Genomic DNA, 22,736 nt, shown 5'->3' on the forward strand with positions numbered 1-22,736 from the left:
TTATTCGTTTACCTCAATTCGATCTATTTTTTGCAATCCACGTGGTAATGATGTGCCTTTACGAGCACGCTCCGCTCTAAATTTTTGTAAATCAGCTGGATAAAGTGTAAGTTTGCGTTTACCAACATATAGAGTTATAGATGTTTCTGGTGTTATCAACATCATATAAGCGAGGCTATCATCGCTACCAGAGAGTGAAATAATTTTATTGCCTTTACCTTTAGATAATTCTGGTAAATCTTTTACTGGGAATATCAGCATTCTTCCTGCTTTAGTAATTGATAACAGCAAGCTTTCTTCTGATAAAATCTCTATTGGTGCTAATACATCTGCATCTTTAGATAAATTAATCACTGCTTTACCATTACGGTTGCGCGCAATTAAATCATTAAATTGACAGATAAAACCGTATCCAGCACTCGATGCAAGTAAGAATTTTTGTTGTTCATTGCCTGACATCAATACATGTTCAATGGTTGCTCCAGCTGGTAATGCCAGTTTACCAGTAAGAGGTTCGCCTTGTCCTCTAGCTGATGGTAATGTACTTGGCTCAATAGCGTAACTGCGACCAGTTGAATCGATAAATACCACTGGTTGATTACTTTTACCTTTTGCTGCGGTTTTAAAACTATCACCTGCTTTATAACTTAATCCTACAGGATCGATATCATGGCCTTTAGCAGCTCTGACCCAACCCATTTCTGATAATACGATTGTAACTGGTTCAGAAGGGATTAACTCTTGTTCAGTAATTGCTTTGGCTTCACTGCGTTCGACAATTGGTGAACGACGTTCATCACCATATTTTTCAGCATCAGCTTGTAGCTCTTTTTTGATTAAATTACTTAACTTTCTTGGTGAAGCTAATAATGCTTGCAGTTGATCTCGCTCTTTAGCCAGTTCGGCTTGTTCACCTTTGATACGAATTTCTTCTAGTTTAGCTAAATGGCGGAGTTTTAATTCTAAGATAGCTTCAGCTTGTGTTTCGCTTAAGGCAAATCTTTGAATTAATTCTGCTTTTGGGTCATCTTCATGACGAATGATTTCAATCACTTCATCAATATTTAGAAAGGCAATTAATAAACCATCTAAAATATGTAGTCTTTTTAGTATTTTATCTAAGCGATAATTTAAGCGACGGGTTACAGTAATGCGTCGATATTCTAACCATTCAGTTAGGATCTCAACCAATCCTTTAACAGATGGACGATTATCTAGTCCAATCATGTTCATATTAACACGATAACTTTTTTCTAGATCAGTAGTGGCAAATAGATGATTCATTACTTGCTCTAGATCTACACGATTAGAACGTGGCACAATAACCAGACGAGTCGGATTTTCGTGATCGGATTCGTCACGTAAGTCTTCAATTAACGGTAGTTTTTTAGCGCGCATTTGGCTAGCAATTTGCTCTAAAATTTTAGCACCAGAAACTTGATGTGGCAGATCAGTAATAACAATGTCGCCATCTTCTTTTTTCCAAACTGCTCGCATACGTATTGAGCCACGGCCAGTTTTATAAATTTTGGCGATATCTTCCGGAGAGGTAATAATCTCTGCTTCTGTTGGGAAGTCAGGGCCTTTTATGTGCTCCATCACTTCGCTAAGTGTTGCTTTTGGATTATCAGCTAACATAATAGCTGCATTCGCCACTTCACGAATGTTATGAGGTGGAATATCGGTTGCCATACCTACCGCAATACCGGTAGTACCGTTTAATAAGATATTCGGCAATCTAGCTGGCAACATTTTTGGCTCTTGTAATGTACCATCAAAATTGGGCGTATAGTCGACAGTGCCTTGTCCTAACTCACCTAACAATAATTCGGCATATTTTGATAGACGTGATTCGGTATAACGCATTGCAGCAAATGATTTTGGATCATCGGGTGCCCCCCAGTTTCCTTGCCCATCAACTAATGGATATCGATAAGAAAACGGTTGCGCCATTAATACCATTGCTTCATAACAGGCACTATCACCATGAGGATGGTATTTACCTAAAACGTCACCAACAGTACGGGCTGATTTTTTAAATTTTGCTTGAGCATTTAGTCCCAATTCTGACATTGCATAAACAATGCGACGTTGTACTGGTTTTAAGCCATCGCCAATAAACGGCAATGCGCGATCCATAATGACATACATTGAGTAGTTTAAATAGGCGCTTTCGGTAAATGTTCGTAGCGACTGAACTTCTACTCCGTCATGAGTTATTTCACTCATTATTGTTCCTCTAAATTATTCTGTATATTAGACATCAAGTTCAACTTGGTCACCTTTTTCTTGTAACCATTCTCGGCGATCTTCGGCACGTTTTTTCGCCAGTAACATATCCATTAATGCCATTGTTTCTTCGGCATTATCTAGTGATAACTGCACTAATCTACGGGTGTTAGGATCCATTGTGGTTTCGCGAAGTTGTAATGGATTCATTTCACCCAACCCTTTGAAACGTTGAACATTTGGCTTACCTTTTTTACGTTTAAGCTGATCTAAAATCCCTTCTTTTTCTTCTTCATCAAGGGCGTAATGAACTTCTTTACCTAAATCGATACGATACAGTGGTGGCATGGCGACAAAAATATGACCATGTTCAACCATGGCTCGAAAGTGACGAACAAACAGTGCGCACAGTAACGTGGCAATATGCAATCCATCTGAGTCAGCATCGGCTAAAATACAGATTTTACCGTAGCGTAATTGACTTAAATCATCACTATCAGGATCAATACCAATAGCTACTGAAATATCATGAATTTCTTGCGATCCTAATACTTCGTCAGATGAGACTTCCCAAGTATTTAATATTTTACCTTTCAACGGCATAATTGCTTGATATTCACGATCACGGGCTTGTTTAGCCGAACCGCCAGCAGAATCACCTTCGACTAAAAATAGTTCAGTGCGACTTAAATCTTGTGATGCACAGTCAGCCAGTTTACCCGGTAAAGCTGGACCACTGGTTAATTTTTTACGGATGACTTTTTTGGATGCTCTTAAGCGTTTTTGCGCACTGGAAATTACCATCTCAGCAAGTAATTCGGCAATTTGTACATTTTGATTCAACCACAGGCTAAATGCATCTTTAACAATAGCTGAAACAAAAGCTGCACTTTGTCTTGATGATAAACGTTCTTTGGTCTGACCGGCAAATTGCGGTTCTTGCATTTTTACTGATAACACATAGGCACAGCGTTCCCAAATATCATCGGCGGTTAATTTTAAACCACGCGGTAATAAATTACGAAACTCACAAAATTCACGCATGGCATCAAGCAATCCTTGACGTAAACCATTGACATGAGTTCCACCTTGCACCGTTGGAATTAAGTTAACGTAACTTTCAGTTAACAGTTCGCCACCTTCTGGTAACCAAAGTAATGCCCATTCAACCGCTTCTGTTTCACCTGTATGGCTACCAGTAAATGGTTGTTCCGGTAATAGTGTGTAACCACTAACTGACTCTATCAGATAATCTTTTAAACCGTCTTGATAACACCAGCGTTGCTCAGTACTGTTAATTTTGTCTTTAAAAATGATTTCCAGTCCCGGGCAAAGTACAGCTTTCGCTTTAAGCAAATGAGTTAGGCGAGGTACTGAGAAGCGAGGTGAATCAAAATATTTTTCATCCGGCCAAAAACGTACTTTTGTACCAGTATTTCGTCGGCCACAGGTGCCAATTACATGTAAATCTTCGACTTTATCACCATTTTCAAAGGCGATTTGGTAAACTTGTCCATCACGGTTTACGGTGACTTCAACTCGTTTGGATAAGGCATTGACAACAGAGATACCCACCCCATGTAAACCGCCAGAAAATTGATAGTTTTTGTTGGAGAACTTACCACCAGCATGTAAGCGACAAAGTAATAGTTCAATAGCCGGTACGCCTTCTTCAGGATGGATATCAACAGGCATACCTCGACCATCATCAATAACCTCAAGTGAATTGTCTTCATAAAGGGTAACTTTCACTTGGCGAGCATGACCAGCAATAGCCTCATCGACACTATTATCAATCACCTCTTGCCCTAAATGATTGGGACGAGCTGTGTCAGTATACATTCCAGGACGATGACGAACAGGATCGAGCCCTTTTAAGACCTCAATATCAACTGCATTATAAGTGGATTGTGACATAACTTTTCTGTTTATTCGATTAAATGGGCTTATTATACCAATCTTTCCTTAAGATGCATGAAATTAAATTTATAATAAAAAGCAAATTGATTTTTTTATTGATAATAATTCTTATTACATTAATTTATTTTAAGTTAATTTCGATTTTAGCCTTTTTTCTGTTTTATAATCTTAACTATAGTATTATGATAAATACATCCCAAATAAAAATAAGGGAACAGGATGAGCAAGTCAGATAATCAGATAACTCGGCGCGATTTTTTACAAAAATCATTGGCAATCGGTAGTGTGGCCGCATTAACCAATGATTTACAATTGCCTTTTGCTTATGCTGCGCCAGAGGCAGATCTTGCCAAGACCTCGGTACCTAATCCAACGAATCAAGAAAAGATTTTTTATAGTGCATGTTTAGTTAACTGTGGTAGTCGTTGCCCGTTAAAAGTACATGTTAAAAACGATATTATTACTAAAATATCTGCTGAAGATGGGATTAATGATGCGGTCTTTGGTCAACATCAAATCCGTCCTTGTCTGCGTGGACGAGCTGTGCGTTGGCGTACCTATGATCCGGAACGGCTAAAATATCCAATGCTACGAATCGGTAAACGCGGTGAAGGCAAATTCAAACGCATCTCGTGGGACGAAGCTATCGATCTATTAGCAGAAAAACTCAAATATACTATTAATCGCTATGGCAATGAAGCTATTTATTACCAATATGGTACGGGTACGACAGGGGCAAATATCTCAGGTCGTAATGCCTGTAAGCGATTTTTAAGTTGTATCGGTGGTCACCTGAATTATCATGGTGATTATTCAAGTGGACAGATCACCGCTATTCAACCTTTTATATATGGTAATGCTAAAGAGTCGTTGCTAGACCAAATCAAACATTCTGATCTAGTTGTGATGTTTGGACATAATGTTGCTGAAACTAGAATGTCGGGTGGTGGGCAGGTTGCTGAGTTATATACTGCATTAGCACAAAGTAAAGCAAGGGTAATTATTATTGATCCACGCCGTAGTGAAAGTGTCGTTGGTTTTAATGCTGAGTGGCTGCCGATTATTCCTGGAACTGACGCTGCGTTAGTCGCTGCAATCATTTATGCTTTGCTTGAAGAAGATCGTGTTGATGAGGCGATGCTTAACCAATATTGTGTGGGTTGGAATGCTGATACATTACCTGATAGTGCTCCACCTTTTAGCGACTATAAATCATATATTTTAGGATTGGGTGATGATAGAACGCCTAAAACTCCAGAATGGGCAGCTAAAAAAACCGGCATTGCGGCAAAACAGATTCGTAAGTTGGCGTTAGATATTGTCAATGCGAAAGCGGCATGGATTTCACAAGGTTGGGGGCCACAGCGCTGGCAAAATGGTGAGCATACTACAAGGGCGATTATGATCCTACCGGTTATCACCGGTCAGTTTGGTAAGCGTGGTACTAACATTGGTACTTGGGGTGGTAGCATAACTTATCCTGTGCCTGGCTTGAATATGGTTAACCCGGTTAAAACCAGTATTCCTTTCTTTTTATGGACGAAGGCAATTGATGAACCGTTAAGCATGACTGCGAAAAATTCTTATATAAAAGGTAAAGATAAATTAGATGTGGGTATTAAATTTATCTGGAGCTATGCTAGCAATGTTATTGGTAATCAACACTCCGATCTCAATCGGACTCACCAAATTTTACAAGACGAATCGAAATGTGAATTTATTTTAGTTTGGGATACCCATATGACTGCTTCAGCAAAATATGCTGATCTACTGTTACCGGATGTTTCATCTGTAGAGAGTAATGATTTAATCAATAATTCATATGCATCAGGTGCTTATCATTATTTTATTCGTTTGCAACGAGCAATAAAACCACTTTGGGAAAATCGTCCTGCTTATGAGGTTTTGACTGAATTGTCAGCGAAAATGGCAGTTAAAGATAAATTTACTGAAGGTCGGAGTCAAGACGATTGGATTGCTTATAGTTATGAAAAAATGCGTAAACTCAATCCTAATTTACCGACTTTTGCCGAAACAGATGGAATGGGGATTGTTGATCGTAAATTAGCTGATAGCGATGCACAGATCGGATTAAAAGCTTTTCGCGATGATCCAATAAAAAATCCATTAAATACGCCGTCAGGTAAAATCGAAATTTATTCAGAAGCATTAGCCAAAATTGCCAATGAATGGGAGTTTGATGACGATGACAAACTTTATCCTATACCGGCATATTTACCGGCAATAGAGGGCAGTGAAGATCTGCAAACACAAGCGAAATACCCATTACAACTAATCGGTTTTCATATCAAAGGGCATTGTCATTCAAGTTATAGTAATCTTCCGCAATTGCGAGAAGCGGTAGCTAGTAGTCTCTGGATTAATCCAATGGACGCTGAACAAAGACAGATAAAGCATGGTCAATTGGTTGAAGTTTATAATGACCGCGGTCGACTTTACATTCCGGCTAAAGTGACGCCACGGATACTACCGGGAATTATCGCTCTTCCGCAAGGATTATGGGCCAAGACTAATGCTGCTGGCATTGATATTGGTGGTTGCATTAATCGTTTAACCTCCTTACGACCATCTGTGCTTGCTAAATCTAATCCTCAGCATACCAATTTGGTTGAAATTAAACCATTAGCAGCTATGCCGTCGGCATCTTAATCGGAAGGAGATGGTTCAAATGCAATATGGTTTTTATATTAATTCTACCAAATGTACTGGTTGCAAAACTTGCCAAGTAAGTTGTAAAGATGAAAAAGATAATGCACTTGGTATCCATTTTCGCCGTATTTATGAATATGGCGGTGGTACATGGAAGCAAGTAGATGGATGTTGGCAAAATGATACATTTACCTATTATTTGTCGATCTCTTGTAATCATTGTCAAGAGCCAACCTGTGTACAAGGTTGCCCAACTGGCGCTATGCATAAACGCCAAGAAGATGGGTTAGTGGTAGTAAATCAAGATGTATGTATTGGTTGTCGCTATTGTGAAATGCGTTGCCCTTACGGAGCTCCACAATATGATCATCAAAAAAAGGTCATGTCTAAATGTGATGGTTGTTACGAACGTGTAGCGCAAGGTTTAAAACCAGTCTGTGTTGAGTCTTGTCCTCAGCGCGCTTTAGATTTTGATGAAATTGGCAAATTGCGTCAGCGTTATGGATATGAGTGCGATATTGCACCACTACCAAGCTCAGACTTAACCAAACCAAGTATTGTGATAAAACCGCATGTACAAGCAAAAGCAACAGGTGACTCGCTTGGTAAAGTGCTTAATCCAGAGGAGGTCTAAAATGCAGGAACTACCACTGGTATTTTTTACGGTATTTGGGCAATTATCAGCAGGAATGATCTTATTAAGTGGACTATTTTATCTGATTTCTCGCTCGCCAACTAAATTGGCTATCACGCAAAAAATCAATTCAATGTCGCTAATCTTTATGGCAATTGGCATGGGGGTCGCCTCATTTCATTTAGGGCAACCTTTACGTGCTTTAAATGTCATTTTTGGTATTGGTCGTTCACCAATGAGTAATGAAATTTTTACCTTTGGTTTATTATTTGGCATTACATTTGCCTTTGTCATACTTAACTATTTTGTTTTATATCCAAATAGTAAAAAATTAAAAATAATCAAATTTTTATGCCAAAAAATTAACCGCATTGCTCATTTAAACGTTTTATTAGCCATTATATTAATCATATTAAGCTTATTATTTGTGTGGACAATCGTACTAACCTATAAGTTACCAACAATTAAAACATGGGATACCAACTATACTGCAATACAAATGTATACCGCAATGTTAGTGCTAGGTGGTATTGCTGTCACTTGGTTAGGTCCACGTCGAATTGGTTATGGTGCATTTTTTATGGGCAGCTTACTGATTCTGCTATTAAAAATACCTTACTTAAAGCTAATGAGTGAAATTGCTCCAGACTTAACCTCTAATCAATATTGCTGGATAATAGCACAGTGCGCATTATTAATTATTTCTATCATATTGGTTTTATTTGCGATTTTAAGAAATCAACATCAGACAATGATTTATCTATTGGCTTTTATTAGCGTATTTATCGCAGAAATTTGCGGACGTATAACTTTTTATAATTTGTGGATGATAACCGTTTAATTGTGCGGTAGTTGATGGTAATGGCATAATTAATTGGCTAATCATTATAGGATTGAATAATTTGGATAACCTGACCTCTATCACGTTGGCGAAATTATTAGGCGCTTTTTTTTATTATCCGCCTACCAGTAAACAAGTCACTGGTTTAATTGATGGATTATTACAGCTAGATCAGTTAGCAAAGTGGCCAAACCAACAATTAGTAACAGAACAATGCCAAATCTTGAGTACTCAGATACAGCATCCAGAAATAGAATATCAATTCTCACTATTATTTGAAGGGCAAGGCATTATGTCGGCGCCACCATGGGGTTCAGTCTATTTAGATCAAGAAAAACTACTAATGGGTGAATCACAAGAACGCTATCGGGAATTTTTACAGCAGCAAGGGTTGACTCTTGATACGGGTATGAATGAGCCAGAAGATCAGTTTGGATTGATGTTAATGGCATATGCGATACTACTAGAAAAGCAGCAATTTGCTGCTGCACAGCAATTAATGACCGAATACCTTTTAAATTGGGCGCCAATGTATTTGGATTGCTTAAAACAAAATCAAGTCAGTCTATTTTATCAAGCATTAGCGATTATTGCTGAACAATATTTGCAAATGGTATAACTCTGATTATATAACAAATAAAGCGCTCACTTATTTATTTAAGCCAAAATATGCATTGATAGCTGTTGTTTGCAGCTTTTTAAGGAACAGGTATAATCCGCCTATTATGATTCAGGACAATGACAACCTATGTTAGCTTATTTACAACTGATGCGATTAGACAAGCCAATTGGTTCCTTACTACTACTTTGGCCAACATTGTGGGCGATTTGGCTTGCTACATCTACGCCATCTATTCATGTTGTTGTTGTGTTTGTTGTTGGCGTAATCGTGATGCGCTCAGCTGGCTGCGTGGTTAATGATTACGCTGATCGGCATTTTGATGGTAAAGTCGAACGGACTAAGAATCGTCCTCTCGCTCGTGGCGCATTAAGCGAAAAAAATGCCTTATACACTTTATTCGTATTACTGCTTATTGCGCTTGGTTTATTGCTTACTTTGGATAAATTAACTTGGTTAATGGCTGGTTTTGCATTAATCACAGCAATGATTTATCCATTTATGAAACGTTACACACATTTACCCCAAGTGACTTTAGGCATTGCCTTTAGCTGGGGAATTCCGATGGCCTACGCGGCAACAATAGCTCAATTTCCGATAACTTGTTGGTTACTATGTCTAGCTAATGTATGTTGGACAATAGCTTATGATACCGAATATGCTATGGTCGATCGCGATGATGATCTTAAAATAGGTATCAAGTCCACAGCTATCCTATTTGGAGACTATGACAAGTTTATTATTGGATTACTGCAAATCATAACTATAGTTTGCCTTGCATTGATCGGTATAAACAATCATTTTCAGCAATTTTATTATATTGGTTTAATCATCGCCTTATTGCTATTTATTTATCAACAATGGTTAATCAAAGACCGTGATAGAAGCAACTGTTTTAAAGCGTTTATGAATAATAATTATATAGGATTGTTTATATTTATAGCGATTTTGGTTAGTTAAAAACACCTTTACCATCATTATTTAACTTTCATCGCGGACATTAATTGCTTTAAACGATATATCTTAAATTGTAAAAGTGTAGCTTATTAAAAAAGTAAAATGGTGGTATAGACTCCTCAATATTTTTTACAAGATTATTCTCAATTTTTTAAATTATTGAATTTAATTTGCCAGCGCCATTCGGAAGAGAATTACTATTGTAATATAGGTAAGGTAGGCATTTACCTACCTTTAAGGTTATTCGATTGCTAGTAGTAAAACAAACATATTATTTGCAAGTTAATGGTATAGACTCCTTAATGTTTTTTACATCTGTACCGGCTATTTTATAGATTTTGTTCTGCTAATGTGGCTTGCACTATTCGCATGGCATCGAAGGTTTCTTTGACATCATGAACACGGATAATTTGCGCTCCTTTCATTGCAGCAATAACTGCACAAGAAACACTACCTAATACACGTTCTTTAGGGGGAACATTTAGTACTTGCCCGACCATTGATTTTCTTGACATGCCAACCAATATAGGCAAATTGAAGTGATGGAATCTTTCCAGTGTCGCCAATAGACGATAGTTATGGGCTAACGTTTTACCAAACCCGAAGCCTGGATCAAGGATGATTTTTTCCCGAGCAATGCCTGCAGTTACACATCGTTGGATATGTTCAGCAAAAAATGAATCGACTTCTTGATAGATATCTTGTTGGTAGTGAGGTGCATTTTGCATAGTTTTTGGATCACCTTGCATATGCATAATACATACTGGTAATTCAGTTTGTTGTGCTGCTTCTAATGCCCCTGGTAAAGTTAATGCCCGAATATCATTAATTAAATGTGCACCAGCTTTGGCGGCTTCTGTGATGACCTCTGGTTTTGATGTATCAACTGAAATCCAAACGTCAAAATAGCGAGCAATTTTTTCCACTAGCGGTATAACTCGATCAAGTTCTTCACTGGTTGAAACATCAGCAGCACCAGATCGAGTTGATTCTCCGCCAACATCAATAAAGGTTGCCCCAGCTTGAATCATATTATCAACTCGCCGCATAGCATCATCAAGATTGTTGTAATTACCGCCGTCAGAAAAAGAATCTGGCGTCATATTAACAATTCCCATTACTTGAGGAAAAGAGAGATCCATTACGTGATTTTGAAAACGAATTTCCATGATTTTAGGCCTTATTTTATTAATATTTTTAATGCTAATTGCACTGTTGTAATGCTGAAGTATGATTGTTAGTTCTGGTTTATTATTTTACAAAATTAATTGCTGTTGGATGATAAAAAACGCGCCGAAGCGCGTTTTAGATTTAGTCGTAATTAATTTTCTGATTGAGGTGGTATATCTGTTCCCTCATTTGGTATCTCTTTTGTTGCTTGTTCATCACTTTCAGTCCAATCTTCTGGAGCAGTAATTGGTCTACGAGCAATCAAATCAGCAACTTGTTTTGCGCCAATGGTTTCGTATTTCATTAATGCATCTTTCATTGCATGAAGTACGTCCATATTTTCAGTTAAAATTTTACGTGCTCGTTCAAAGTTACGATCGATAATTTTTTTAACTTCTTCATCAATAATTCGCGCAGTTTCATCAGAGATATCTTTTGGTCGGCCATAAGATGAATTATCATCCATTTCATAAAATAACGGACCTAAACGATCAGAAAAGCCCCATTGGGTAACCATTGCTCTGGCATATTGAGTGGCAACTTTAATATCGTTTGATGCACCAGTTGAAACTTTATCAACACCATAAATCAGTTCTTCGGCAAGACGTCCACCATATAGCGTGGCGATATCACCTTCTAATTTTTCTCGGCTTTCACTAACTCGATCGCCTTCAGGTAAGAAGAACGTTACCCCTAATGCTCGGCCACGCGGGATGATAGTTACTTTATGGATTGGATCATGATCAGGCATTAAATAACCGATAATGGCGTGTCCAGCCTCATGATAAGCGGTTGAGATAAGTTGCTCTTGTGTCATGGTTAACGAACGTCGTTCTGTACCCATGTTGATCTTATCTTTAGCTTCTTCAAATTCGTCCATAGTGACTAAACGCTTGTTACGACGAGCTGCAAATAGTGCGGCCTCATTGACTAGGTTTGCCAATTCTGCACCAGAATAACCTGGGGTACCACGAGCAAGCACCGATAAATTAACATCAGAACCGAGTGGTACTTTTTGCACATGAACAGCTAGAATTTGTTCACGACCTTTCATATCCGGTAAGCCAATTTGTACTTGGCGGTCAAAACGACCAGGACGAAGTAAGGCTGGATCTAGGATATCAACACGGTTGGTTGCAGCAATAATGATAATGCCACTATTAGCTTCGAAACCATCCATTTCAACTAACATTTGGTTAAGAGTTTGTTCGCGTTCGTCATGGCCACCCATTGAACCGGCACCACGTTTACGACCCACAGCATCGATTTCATCAATAAAGATAATACATGGTGAATGTTTACGGGCTTGTTCAAATAGATCACGGACACGTGAAGCACCCACCCCAACAAACATTTCAACAAAGTCTGAACCAGAAATACTAAAGAAAGGTACATTTGCTTCACCAGCGATGGCTTTAGCTAGTAATGTTTTACCAGTACCTGGCGGTCCAACCATTAAAATACCTTTTGGAATACGACCACCAAGTTTTTGATATTTTCCAGGATCTCTTAAAAAATCGACAACTTCGGTAACTTCTTGTTTCGCTTCTTCACTGCCTGCAACATCACTAAATTTAGTCTTAACTTGGTCAGGTGTTAACATTTTAGCTTTACTTTTACCTACCGACATTGGTCCACCTTTACCACCGCCTTGCATCTGGCGCATGATAAAGAACCAGAAACCAAGTAGTAAAATAATCGGGAACCACGAGATTAAAATGTTAACTAATAAGCTTGGTTTTTCGTCTGGGCTGCCATAGACCGCAACATCATTTAGCACCAAGTTATCAACTAACTTTTCATCCAAATAAGGGATATAAGTAACATAATTATTACTCCCTTTGGTGGTAGCAACAATTTCGCGGCCATTAATATGCACTTCTTTCAGTTTGCCACCCGTTACATCCGCATTAAATTTGGTGTAATCGACTTGAGGACCGCTATTGGATATTGAGCTGAATTGACTAAAAACAGCAATCAATACGACGGCGATAACACCCCAGATCAGTAAATTCTTTACCATGTCGTTCAAAAGAAAAACCTCTCATAAAATTAATAGTTACGACTAAAATTAACCAAGTATGGTACTACAAAATTGTACGGCTGGCTACTTCATCCCCATTGCTACAATATATACTTCTCGAGACCGTGCCCGCGAGGCTTCTGGCTTGCGAATTTTGACTGTTTTAAACAGTGATCTTACTGTTTTTAGATACTCTTCAAAGCCCTCACCTTGGAATACTTTAACGATGAAACTACCATTTGGAGCAAGAACGTCTTTACACATATCTAATGCTAATTCAACTAAATACATAGCCCTAGGTATATCAACGGCGGGTTGTCCACTCATATTTGGTGCCATGTCGGACATAACAACTTGTACTTTTTCTTCACCAACTCGCTCAAGTAGGGCATTTAATACTGCTTCATCACGAAAATCACCTTGCAAAAAGTCAACGCCAACGATAGGATCCATTGGCAATAAATCACAGGCAATAATTCGCCCTTTATTGCCAATGAGAGATGCAACATATTGTGACCATCCTCCTGGTGCAGCGCCTAAATCCACCACAGTAATTCCTGGTTTAAATAATTTGTCACTTTTTTGTATTTCTTCTAATTTGAACCATGCTCTGGATCTCAGGCCTTTTTTTTGTGCTTGTTGCACAAAACGATCGTTAAAATGTTCACTAAGCCAACGAGTAGAGCTTGCTGAGCGTTTTTTGTTACTCACAGAGAATAAATCCTTAATGTAATGAGGTCACTTCAATTGATTACAAATATATATAAGGGTAGAATAGCAAAATTACAACTTAATGTGATAAAAAATTAATGAATTTATCGAATAAACAAAAACAGTATTTAAAAAGTGAAGCTCATCATTTAAAACCGATAGTGATGATTGGGGCTAATGGATTTACCGAAGGCGTGCTAGCTGAAATTGAAAATGCCTTAAATTTCCATGAGTTAATAAAAATTAAAGTATCCGCTGAAGATCGTGAAACTAAAAAGCTAATTTGTGAAGCAATCATCCGCGAAACAAAAGCTTTAGCTGTACAACAGGTGGGTTCTATTTTTACGATATACAGACCGAGTGAAGAGAAAAAAATTACACTACCAAAATAAAAAATAGGGCTAATCGCCCTATTTTTTTGCAACAGTTTAATTAAATATATTCAACTTTAACAATATCAAATTCAACATCGCCACCAGGTGTTTTAATTTGTACTGTATCACCATCTTCCTTGCCAATAAGTCCACGAGCAATTGGAGAGTTAACTGAAATCAAATTCTGTTTGTAATCCGCTTCATCGTCGCCAACGATTCGGTAGGTTGTTTCTTCATCGGTATCAATATTTACTACTGTGACGGTAGCACCAAATATAATACGACCGGTATTTTTTACTTTCGTGATATCGATAATTTGTGCTTGCGACAATTTACCTTCAATTTCTTGAATACGACCTTCACAAAATCCTTGTTGCTCTCTCGCAGCATGATATTCAGCGTTTTCTTTCAAATCACCGTGTGCTCTAGCTTCAGCAATAGCGGCAGTAATTTGAGGTCTTTTTACATTTTTAAGTTCTTCAAGTTCTGCACGTAATAATTCGGCTCCCTTTACTGTCATTGGGATCTGTTTCATTTCGGTTTTTTCCTATATATAGTAAATAAAAAGAATAACAAATGTTCATCTTAATCAAAAGAGAGGTAAATTATTAATTTGGTTTGTTATTCTAATGTTACAATTGGCTTTAGTTATATATTAACTTCAAAACTGGTTTAACAACAAATCATTTATAGCAAAATCAAGTGCTATTTTAGTCAAAATCGGGTATCGTAATACAATTCAACCCTTCATTATAACTATTTAGCTTATTTATGAGACGATTACGATTTAGTTTAATCATCCTCTTTTCGATTTTCTGGTTGTTAATTGTAGTTGGCTATTTTTTGTTACAAACCAATTTTGGTGCCAAAATAGTAAGCCAACAATTATCAAAGCTGGGTGCCTATTCTATTACAATTGGTAAAATAAATCATTCCTTTGCTAATTTTTATGAGTTAAGCGTTGATAATTTATTGGTAAAAAAAGATCAGCAAGAAGTAGCTAATATTGGCAAATTAATCATTGGTTTTGATAAGCAAAATTTGTGGCAGCTTCATCATTTTAACTATATCAATCTCATTGATGGTACGCTAGATGGTTCTCAAATCAGTGAATCGAATTTTACAGCGAATATGTTACGGTTGTATAACACAACCTTAAATTTTTCATTGAATAATGCTCAAGCCCCCTTGTTGTTACAACAAATTAATGGTGGTATAAAACCGTTTGATTTGCCGAGTAAACAACCATATCAATTTGATTTTACTGCCCAGCAAGTATTGTTTAAGCAAAAGGCTGTAGATAATGTGTTATTACAAGGATATTACCGTGATGGTATAACTTCAATTACTAATTTAGGTGGTAATATTGATAATGGTTTTTTTGTTAGCAAATTAAAAATACTAGCAGATGGTAGTTTGGATATAGCACAATTAAAATTAAATAATATACATTTTAATGCTAATAATGAGACTGATTTAAACAGCTATTTGTCTGAGCTGCCAAAATTCAAATTACAAGAATTTTCGATATTTGATAGTAATATTCAATTACCTAATTTAGTAATAGAAAAGGGTAATATGGAGATAACTAACATTGGTTATGATAATCAGTGGCAGTTACAGCAAAGTAATTTCATTATTAGTGCTGATAATGTTGTGTGGTTTGATGAAATATTTTCATCATTATTACTGCAACTATCTTGCAAAGATGATGAAGTAGACATTTTAAAAGCGGTCGCAGGGTGGAGTGATGGTAATGTCCATTTAACTGGTAACTGGAAAAACAATGTATTACATTTACAAACATTATTACTAGCCAGTATTAATTATCAGTTACCTGATGACTTAAAACAACGGTTATTACCTAATATATTCAATCAAGTCGATATTGATCAGCTAACTGTTTTGCCAAGTACGTTAATCAGCACTAAGTCTGACTATCCATTTAATCTCACAGATTTTAATGTTTCTGGAACCAACATTAGGTTAGTGGAAGATAAAAAGTTTGGCATATATTCAGGCTCGTTATTTTTTAAAGCTAATGATGCAACAATTAATAAAATTGCGGTTAAATATCCTAATTTATCGGTGAATTTTGATAGTCAGCATCGAGCATTATTAAGTTTTAGCGCATTAATTAATAGTGGTCAGCTTGATGCAACCGCAACGATAAATCCTTTGCAAACCGAGTTTGAATCATTACATATTATTGCTAAAGGGATTACTAGTGAACTGTTAAATCGATGGAAGTTAGTTGAAACTTCGCCTGAATCTTCAAATTATCGTGTTGATTTACATGGTGAAATTTCACCATTTAGCCTATCTGGGACATTTTTTACCAATGATAATGAGTATTCAATTCATTCACAACATTGATTTTAATAAAATTATCCTTATATCTGTTTTGAGATTTATTTAGTTTTAAATGAGGAAACGATGTATCTAGTAAGATTAGATAAATGGTTATGGGCGGCTCGGTTTTATAAAACACGTTCCATCGCTCGTGATATGATTGATGGTGGCAAAGTCCACTATAATGGTCAACGAGCAAAACCAAGCAAAATTGTTGAAGTTGGTGCTATATTAACCCTTAGACAGGGCAATGAACAAAAAACAATTCGTGTTTTAGCTATTAGTGATCAACGTAGGCCGGCTAGAGAAGCAGAATATCTTTACCAAGAGACCTTAGAAAGCATCACCGAACGAGAAAATATTGCTGAGGCTAGAAAACTTAATGCATTAACTATGCCGCATCCTGATCGAAGACCAGATAAAAAAGAGCGGCGAACATTAATTAAATTTAAATATGATAGACAACAAGGCGACAAGAATTAATATGGATACTTTAAATCGGTTTTTATTTGATAATCATTCGGTTCGTGGTGAGATTACTCGACTTGAAAATACCTACCAAGCAATTTTAGAAAACCATACTTATCCTATAGCTGTACAAAATTTATTAGGTGAATTGTTAGTAGCAACCAGTTTATTAACCGCGACTTTAAAATTTGATGGTGATATAGCGGTACAATTACAAGGGGATGGTCCGCTGACATTAGCGGTAGTAAATGGTAACAATGAGCAGCAACTACGTGGCGTTGCACGAGTTAATGGTGAAATTGCAGATAATGCTACTCTTAAAGATATGGTGGGTAACGGCTATATTGTCATCACCATAACACCTAAAAAAGGAGAGCGTTATCAAGGTATTGTTGGTCTTGAAAAGGACACTTTAATTGGTTGTATAGAAAATTACTTTATGCAATCTGAACAACTTCCTACCCGTTTATTTGTCAAAACAGGGGTTTATAATAACAAACCGATGGCAGCAGGTATTTTATTACAAGTATTACCGGCAAATGAAGATATTGAACAATCATTTGAACATCTCTGTGCATTGACGGAGACTATCACTAGCGATGAGTTATTCCAATTGCCAACTGATGAGATATTATATCGTCTTTATAATCAAGAAGAAGTTCGTTTATTTGAGACGCATGATATTGTGTTTAAGTGTGGTTGTTCACGACAACGTTGCGAAGATAGCTTAATGACATTACCAGCTAACGAAGTTGATGATATTCTCAATGAAGATGATGGTAAGATTGATATTCATTGTGATTATTGTGGTAAACATTATCTATTCGATGCTATTGATATAGCAGAGTTAAGAAACAAGAAAAGTAATAATTATCATTGAGTTATAAAAGGGCCACTAAAGTTATAAAATATTAGTGGCAAAGTGAAATATAGGGAATTAAACTCGTAGTTAATTTATCAAAATAATTTCAACTCACCAAATTAATATTATCGGTTTCGCATAACTTTTTTGTAAATTATCTTTACAAATAGATCGATTAATATTCTGCATATACGAAATCAATAATTTATTTTTATAAAAGTATCTGTATGATTAACTAATTATGTGAATATTTTCCACAATGGCTTCATGTCCTAATACTTTCCAAGTTATATTGAAATGATATAGGGTAATCGCGTAGCTTTGCTCATTAAGACTTTTTTGTTTATAAGCTGGCCTCGGATCTTGAGAAATGACTTGTTCAATTAGTTCGCTTAGTTGTGGATAATTCTGAGTTTGGCTTTGTAAAAATATGTCAGCTTTAGAAGAAAATGTTACCTTAAGTTTTTGTGTTGGAAGTTGTTGAGCATAACCAGCTATTGCCTCTGGATGGCTATCACAATAAGGTAAATAGGGTTTTATATCAATTATCGGCGTACCATTTACTAGATCCAATCCACCTAGTTTTAATATCACCTGCTTGTTTTCAATAATAATATCTAGTAATTCAACGACTGAGAGCCCAATATTATTGGGTCTAAATGGTGATCTTGTTGCAAATACACCTAAACTTTTATTGCCACCTAAACGAGGTGGGCGGACGGTTAGTTTTTGTTTGCTAGTATCAATATGATGAAAGTGAAATAATAACCATATATGTGAAAACTGTTCTAATCCCTTAATACTCATGGGATCATTGAATTTATCTAGCAAATGTAGTTCACCTTCAGCTGCTGTAACAAGATTCGGTTGACGTGGTACAGCAAATTTTTCAGTATAGGGTGAGTAAATGATGCCAATTGGCTCAAATTGCGATGTCATTATTAAATTATTGTGTAATTGTTTTAAATCAGCTCCCATCGACAATAGTCGATGAGAGTAAGTTGTTCATAGTTTGCTAATTTAGGATTACCAACCACGAATTGCGCCACCTTTGAAAATTTCATCGGCTTTTTTAGCTACAGCATCAGATTGATAAGCTTTAACAAAGTTTTTAACTCTTTCATCGTCCTTATTCTCTTCACGAGAAACAATAACATTGACATATGGTGATTCTTTATCTTCAACAAAAATACCATTTCTGCTTGGGATTAAATTTGCAGGTGCAGCAAAAGTGTTATTGATTATTGCTAAATCAACTTGTGAGTCGTCTAAAGAACGTGGCAGCATTGGTGCTTCAAGTTCAACAATTTTATAGTTATATGGATTGCTGGTGATATCTAATACAGTTGGTAATAAACCTTTAGCTTTATCAACCGTTAACATTCCTTCATGTTGTAATAAGAGTAAAGCACGGCCTAAATTAGTAGGGTCATTAGGTATAGCAATAGTTGAATTAGCAGGAATAAAGAATATTTCACCACGAGGTGAAGTCACTTTGACCCCTTCACCAACTTGCTCATCAGCTGCGATTGGTTTTAGTTTTTTGGAATAAGAAGCAATTGGGAAAACGAAAGTATTACCAACTACTGCTAATTTATAACCTTGTCCTTTCATTTGCTCGTCTAAATATGGTTTATGTTGAAATACATTAACATCAATTAAACCATCGTTTAAGGCTCGGTTTGGCGTAACATAATCATTAAAAATAACTAGCTCAACATCAAGATTAAATCGTTCTTTTGCTTGTTGTTGCGCTATTTCGGCTTCTTCTTGGTCTGCTCCGGCAATCACACCTACTTTTAAAGGACTAACTTTTGCTGGTTCTGCTGGTTTGTTATCAGTAGCAGTGGTTTGTTTGTTATCACAACCGGTTAAGAAAAATGCACTTACTAGTGTGGTTATTAGTGCTAATTTTTTTATAGACATAACTCTCTCCATGATTAATGATGGGTAACACGTTTAACAATAGTATTACCTAAAAATTGAATAAAAAATGTAAAAATTACTAATATATATACTACTGAATCTGTTATTGCTGGTTTATGACTGATGTATCCATACTGTATTGCAAGTTGCCCCAAGCCACCAGCACCGACAGCTCCAGCCATAGCAATATATCCAGTTAATGTGATGAGTGTAATTGTCATACTATTCACAATGACAGGTAATGATTCGGGTAATAAAACTTTATAGATAATTTGTAATGGCGTTGCCCCCATAGAGCGTGCCGCTTCTATTAAACCTTTCGGCACTTCTAATAACGCATTTTCAATCATCCGAGCAACTAATGGTGCTACACCAATACTTAATGGTACAACAGCAGCTTGTTTGCCAATAAATGTCCCCATTAACAAAGCAGTAAAAGGAAGAATCCATACAATTAATATAATAAATGGTATTGAACGAAAGAAATTCGCAGCAAATGAAATAAGGTTATTTAAAATAGTACAATCTAATATCTGCCCTTTACGTGTGGTAAAAAGCAATACACCTATAGGTAAACCAATAAGTAGACCAAAGAATACAGACAAGGAAACCATATAAATAGTGTCATCGGTAGATTGTGCTATTTTTATTATCATTGCTTCGCTAAAACCATCAAAAGAAGATACAAAAGCAATAAAATCTGACCAAAATTCAAAATGAGATAAATATAAAACTAATGATTCAAATGGTTTAAATGATGGGATAAAATCAAACATAACCTAGTACCTCAACTTTAGTGTTATTCTTTTCTAAAAACGCAATTGCCGATGCTGTACTTTTTTGTTTGCCTTTCATTTCTGTCAACATTAAGCCAAATTTAACACCGCCAGCATAGTCCATTTGAGCGCTAATAATATTACTATCAACTTCAAATTCTTTAGCTATTTGAGACAGTAATGGTAAATCAACCGATACTCCTGTGAACTCCATGCGAACCAGCGGATTAAGTCCTTCTTTGTGTTCCGGTGTTAGTCTAGCTAAATAATCATCTGGAATTGTAAGATGCAAAGTTGATTGAATAAATTGTCTTGCAATATCAGTTTTTGCATGCGAAAACATTTCACCAACTGAAGATTGTTCAACTAACTCACCATTACTAATTACAGCAACTTGGTCACAAATCTGTTTAACTACATCCATCTCGTGAGTGATTAATAAAATGGTTAAGCCCAGTTTTTGGTTGATATCTTTTAATAATTCTAATATTGAACGGGTTGTTTCTGGGTCAAGAGCGCTCGTTGCCTCATCACATAATAATACTTTCGGATCACTGGCCAATGCTCTAGCAATAGCGACGCGTTGTTTTTGGCCACCAGATAAATTAGCCGGATAAACATTCGCTTTTTCACTTAAACCAACAAGAGCAATAAGTTCATTTACTTTTTGTTTAATGACCGCTTTAGGGGTTCTGTTGAGTTCAAGAGGAAAGGCGATATTATCAAATACCGTTCTTGAGGAAAGTAAATTGAAATGTTGAAAAATCATGCTAATTTTTCGACGAACTTCAATTAACTTTCGATTAGATAAATGGGTGATATCTTGGTTATCAAAAAATATTTTTCCACTTGTTGGTTTTTCTAACAAGTTAACGCAACGTATTAATGTACTTTTACCTGCGCCGGATTTGCCAATCACACCATAAATTTTACCTTCTGGAACATGTAACGAAATGTCCTTTAAAGCATGAATAGTAGTTTTATTTTGCTCAAATGTCTTTGAGATATGTTCTAATTTTATCATGATATATAACAACAAAAATATGAATAGATAAATATTAAGACGTCTAGACATCTAAGTCAATCAATAATATCCTATATAAAGTTAGAAAAGAATCCATATAAAAGGAAGATGATTAAACATGAAACCAGCTATATTTTTAGATCGAGATGGGACAATTAATATAGATTATAATTATGTACACACTATTGATAAATTTCACTTTATTGATGGTGTGATTGACGCAATGCAAGAATTGAAAAAGATGGGCTTTTTATTAGTTATTACCACTAATCAATCAGGTATTGCTAGAAATAAATTTACTCAAGAGCAATTTGATACCTTAACTGAATGGATGGATTGGTCACTACAAGATCGTGGTGTTGATTTAGATGGTGTCTATTATTGTCCTCATGATCCACTAGTGGAGGAATGTGAATGTCGCAAACCAAGTCCTGGTATGATTCAATCTGCCGCTAAAGAACTCAATATCGATATAGCAAATTCTTATATGGTTGGTGATAGGGTTTCTGACTTGTTATCAGGGAAACGAGCTGGGGTTAAAAAAACAGTATTAGTTAAAACCGGCGATGAAATAACCGAAGAGGCGTTAGCACAAGCAGACTGGTTAATTGATAGTTTAGCTGATTTACCGAAAAAGATTAAAGCAGAATTATGATAGAACTACAGCGGTTAATTTAAATACTGTATATTTTTAAAGATGGATGATGTGATTGTTAATCAATAAAATAGTACATTAATTTATAATACAACTATATTTGCTATTCTATTTATGATGAGAGAATATCGAAAAGAATAAAAAGTACGACTATATAGCTGAATGTATAAAAGCAAATAGCTATGGCTCTAAGATAGTTATTTTACATTTTGTAGTTTGATTTTTCTTTTATTAAAGAATTTAATCGTAGAATAAAGATTGAAAAGGTAAAATTGCTATAAAATGTATTGTTTTAGTTTGTTTTTAGCTCATCTTGTGTAAAAAAAAGACAAACAAAAATAAATTTGCAATAATCACTTGCCAAAAAAAATGAAGTGCCTATAATGCGCATCCACTGACACGGCGTCAGCGACAAGCAGACAAAGGTCGTGTTAGTGAGTAAGGTCAAAAATTTTAAAAAAAGATCTTGACGAATAAAAAGGTGTAGCGTAGTATACGCAGCCCTTGAGACAGCAAACTGAAACA

The 22,736-nt window shown here is 36.2% G+C and carries 21 protein-coding genes; 10 read left to right on the forward strand and 11 right to left on the reverse strand.

Annotation, left to right across the window (positions count from 1 at the left end; translation table 11 throughout):
* Together parC and parE are read right to left on the reverse strand one after the other, a co-directional pair.
* Nucleotides 1–2,229 (reverse strand): DNA topoisomerase IV subunit A, encoded by a 2,229-nt coding sequence (gene parC, locus H3U96_RS10730; protein WP_065578182.1) that lies wholly within the window; start codon nt 2,227–2,229, stop codon nt 1–3.
* Between the two features lie 27 nt (nt 2,230–2,256).
* Nucleotides 2,257–4,146, reverse strand: a complete 1,890-nt coding sequence (gene parE, locus H3U96_RS10735; protein WP_065614146.1) for a DNA topoisomerase IV subunit B — start codon at nt 4,144–4,146, stop codon at nt 2,257–2,259.
* Between the two features lie 222 nt (nt 4,147–4,368).
* Here parE and H3U96_RS10740 point away from each other — a divergent pair, with 222 nt between their 5' ends.
* The 5 genes from H3U96_RS10740 (at nt 4,369) to ubiA (ending at nt 9,873) form a co-directional block, all read left to right on the forward strand.
* Complete coding sequence (locus tag H3U96_RS10740) at nt 4,369–6,819, forward strand: DMSO/selenate family reductase complex A subunit (RefSeq protein ID WP_198196621.1); 2,451 nt, start codon at nt 4,369–4,371, stop codon at nt 6,817–6,819.
* Between the two features lie 19 nt (nt 6,820–6,838).
* A complete protein-coding gene (locus tag H3U96_RS10745) occupies nt 6,839–7,453 on the forward strand; it encodes a DMSO/selenate family reductase complex B subunit (protein WP_370545652.1) in 615 nt (204 codons plus the stop codon).
* Between the two features lies 1 nt (nt 7,454).
* Nucleotides 7,455–8,294 carry a DmsC/YnfH family molybdoenzyme membrane anchor subunit gene (locus H3U96_RS10750; RefSeq protein ID WP_198196632.1) on the forward strand — a complete coding sequence of 280 codons (840 nt, stop codon included), beginning with the start codon at nt 7,455–7,457 and terminating at the stop codon, nt 8,292–8,294.
* Nucleotides 8,295–8,355: 61 nt separating this feature from the next.
* Complete coding sequence (locus H3U96_RS10755) at nt 8,356–8,913, forward strand: molecular chaperone (protein ID WP_198196640.1); 558 nt, start codon at nt 8,356–8,358, stop codon at nt 8,911–8,913.
* Nucleotides 8,914–9,042: 129 nt separating this feature from the next.
* A complete protein-coding gene (gene ubiA / locus H3U96_RS10760) occupies nt 9,043–9,873 on the forward strand; it encodes a 4-hydroxybenzoate octaprenyltransferase (RefSeq protein WP_198196642.1) in 831 nt (276 codons plus the stop codon).
* A gap of 326 nt (nt 9,874–10,199) precedes the next feature.
* Here ubiA and folP read toward each other — a convergent pair whose 3' ends face one another.
* From folP to rlmE, 3 genes are all read right to left on the reverse strand, one after another.
* A complete protein-coding gene (folP, locus tag H3U96_RS10765) occupies nt 10,200–11,039 on the reverse strand; it encodes a dihydropteroate synthase (RefSeq protein WP_198196644.1) in 840 nt (279 codons plus the stop codon).
* A gap of 152 nt (nt 11,040–11,191) precedes the next feature.
* Nucleotides 11,192–13,072, reverse strand: coding sequence for an ATP-dependent zinc metalloprotease FtsH (gene ftsH / locus H3U96_RS10770; RefSeq protein WP_086320153.1), 1,881 nt, complete (start codon nt 13,070–13,072; stop codon nt 11,192–11,194).
* A gap of 75 nt (nt 13,073–13,147) precedes the next feature.
* Nucleotides 13,148–13,774 (reverse strand): 23S rRNA (uridine(2552)-2'-O)-methyltransferase RlmE, encoded by a 627-nt coding sequence (rlmE, locus tag H3U96_RS10775; protein WP_086360756.1) that lies wholly within the window; start codon nt 13,772–13,774, stop codon nt 13,148–13,150.
* 98 nt (nt 13,775–13,872) lie between these two features.
* Here rlmE and yhbY point away from each other — a divergent pair, with 98 nt between their 5' ends.
* Nucleotides 13,873–14,166 carry a ribosome assembly RNA-binding protein YhbY gene (yhbY, locus tag H3U96_RS10780; RefSeq protein ID WP_086320154.1) on the forward strand — a complete coding sequence of 98 codons (294 nt, stop codon included), beginning with the start codon at nt 13,873–13,875 and terminating at the stop codon, nt 14,164–14,166.
* 40 nt (nt 14,167–14,206) lie between these two features.
* Here the strand turns inward: yhbY and greA are convergent, their stop codons facing one another.
* Complete coding sequence (gene greA / locus H3U96_RS10785) at nt 14,207–14,683, reverse strand: transcription elongation factor GreA (protein WP_065578173.1); 477 nt, start codon at nt 14,681–14,683, stop codon at nt 14,207–14,209.
* A 236-nt stretch (nt 14,684–14,919) separates the two neighbouring features.
* Between greA and H3U96_RS10790 the strand changes: the two genes are divergently transcribed.
* Genes H3U96_RS10790 through hslO form a run of 3 tightly spaced genes read left to right on the forward strand, consistent with a single transcriptional unit; the run spans nt 14,920 to nt 17,848 of the window.
* Nucleotides 14,920–16,524 carry a hypothetical protein gene (locus tag H3U96_RS10790; protein ID WP_086360757.1) on the forward strand — a complete coding sequence of 535 codons (1,605 nt, stop codon included), beginning with the start codon at nt 14,920–14,922 and terminating at the stop codon, nt 16,522–16,524.
* 60 nt (nt 16,525–16,584) lie between these two features.
* Nucleotides 16,585–16,983 (forward strand): ribosome-associated heat shock protein Hsp15, encoded by a 399-nt coding sequence (gene hslR, locus H3U96_RS10795; protein WP_198196646.1) that lies wholly within the window; start codon nt 16,585–16,587, stop codon nt 16,981–16,983.
* Entirely contained in the window at nt 16,955–17,848 is an 894-nt protein-coding gene (gene hslO, locus H3U96_RS10800; protein ID WP_086360758.1) for an Hsp33 family molecular chaperone HslO, read from the forward strand. Before hslR ends, hslO begins: the two co-directional genes overlap by 29 nt.
* Before the next feature lie 213 nt (nt 17,849–18,061).
* Here hslO and tsaA read toward each other — a convergent pair whose 3' ends face one another.
* From tsaA to metN, 4 genes are all read right to left on the reverse strand, one after another.
* Nucleotides 18,062–18,769, reverse strand: coding sequence for a tRNA (N6-threonylcarbamoyladenosine(37)-N6)-methyltransferase TrmO (gene tsaA, locus H3U96_RS10805; protein WP_086360762.1), 708 nt, complete (start codon nt 18,767–18,769; stop codon nt 18,062–18,064).
* Between the two features lie 87 nt (nt 18,770–18,856).
* Nucleotides 18,857–19,756, reverse strand: coding sequence for a MetQ/NlpA family lipoprotein (locus H3U96_RS10810; RefSeq protein ID WP_065614158.1), 900 nt, complete (start codon nt 19,754–19,756; stop codon nt 18,857–18,859).
* Between the two features lie 14 nt (nt 19,757–19,770).
* The gene (locus H3U96_RS10815) at nt 19,771–20,412 is read right to left on the reverse strand and encodes a methionine ABC transporter permease (protein ID WP_086354348.1); all 642 of its coding nucleotides are present in this window, start codon (nt 20,410–20,412) and stop codon (nt 19,771–19,773) included.
* Nucleotides 20,413–20,524: 112 nt separating this feature from the next.
* A complete protein-coding gene (gene metN, locus H3U96_RS10820; RefSeq protein WP_086360759.1) occupies nt 20,525–21,556 on the reverse strand; it encodes a methionine ABC transporter ATP-binding protein MetN in 1,032 nt (343 codons plus the stop codon).
* A gap of 118 nt (nt 21,557–21,674) precedes the next feature.
* On the opposite strand from metN, the gene gmhB reads away from it, so the two are divergent.
* The gene (gmhB, locus tag H3U96_RS10825) at nt 21,675–22,211 is read left to right on the forward strand and encodes a D-glycero-beta-D-manno-heptose 1,7-bisphosphate 7-phosphatase (RefSeq protein ID WP_086360760.1); all 537 of its coding nucleotides are present in this window, start codon (nt 21,675–21,677) and stop codon (nt 22,209–22,211) included.
* Between the two features lie 292 nt (nt 22,212–22,503).
* Here the strand turns inward: gmhB and H3U96_RS11270 are convergent.
* On the reverse strand, nt 22,504–22,736 hold a 233-nt coding region (locus tag H3U96_RS11270), incomplete at its 5' end, for a hypothetical protein (protein ID WP_232343783.1).

Origin of the sequence: Gilliamella sp. M0364 (assembly GCF_016100565.1) — a bacterium.
In the GTDB taxonomy this organism is placed as follows: Bacteria; Pseudomonadota; Gammaproteobacteria; order Enterobacterales; family Orbaceae; genus Gilliamella; species Gilliamella apis.

Coding starts and splice junctions, on each gene's coding strand:
- tsaA (WP_086360762.1), bottom strand. CDS start 18,769: ATGACATCGCAATTTGAGCCAATTGGCATCATTTACTCACCCTATACT.
- H3U96_RS10810 (WP_065614158.1), bottom strand. CDS start 19,756: ATGTCTATAAAAAAATTAGCACTAATAACCACACTAGTAAGTGCATTT.
- metN (WP_086360759.1), bottom strand. CDS start 21,556: ATGATAAAATTAGAACATATCTCAAAGACATTTGAGCAAAATAAAACT.
- H3U96_RS10815 (WP_086354348.1), bottom strand. CDS start 20,412: ATGATAATAAAAATAGCACAATCTACCGATGACACTATTTATATGGTT.
- parC (WP_065578182.1), bottom strand. CDS start 2,229: ATGAGTGAAATAACTCATGACGGAGTAGAAGTTCAGTCGCTACGAACA.
- ubiA (WP_198196642.1), top strand. CDS start 9,043: ATGTTAGCTTATTTACAACTGATGCGATTAGACAAGCCAATTGGTTCC.
- H3U96_RS10740 (WP_198196621.1), top strand. CDS start 4,369: ATGAGCAAGTCAGATAATCAGATAACTCGGCGCGATTTTTTACAAAAA.
- H3U96_RS10745 (WP_370545652.1), top strand. CDS start 6,839: ATGCAATATGGTTTTTATATTAATTCTACCAAATGTACTGGTTGCAAA.
- H3U96_RS10790 (WP_086360757.1), top strand. CDS start 14,920: ATGAGACGATTACGATTTAGTTTAATCATCCTCTTTTCGATTTTCTGG.
- yhbY (WP_086320154.1), top strand. CDS start 13,873: ATGAATTTATCGAATAAACAAAAACAGTATTTAAAAAGTGAAGCTCAT.
- gmhB (WP_086360760.1), top strand. CDS start 21,675: ATGAAACCAGCTATATTTTTAGATCGAGATGGGACAATTAATATAGAT.
- H3U96_RS10750 (WP_198196632.1), top strand. CDS start 7,455: ATGCAGGAACTACCACTGGTATTTTTTACGGTATTTGGGCAATTATCA.
- folP (WP_198196644.1), bottom strand. CDS start 11,039: ATGGAAATTCGTTTTCAAAATCACGTAATGGATCTCTCTTTTCCTCAA.
- hslR (WP_198196646.1), top strand. CDS start 16,585: ATGTATCTAGTAAGATTAGATAAATGGTTATGGGCGGCTCGGTTTTAT.
- hslO (WP_086360758.1), top strand. CDS start 16,955: ATGATAGACAACAAGGCGACAAGAATTAATATGGATACTTTAAATCGG.
- parE (WP_065614146.1), bottom strand. CDS start 4,146: ATGTCACAATCCACTTATAATGCAGTTGATATTGAGGTCTTAAAAGGG.
- greA (WP_065578173.1), bottom strand. CDS start 14,683: ATGAAACAGATCCCAATGACAGTAAAGGGAGCCGAATTATTACGTGCA.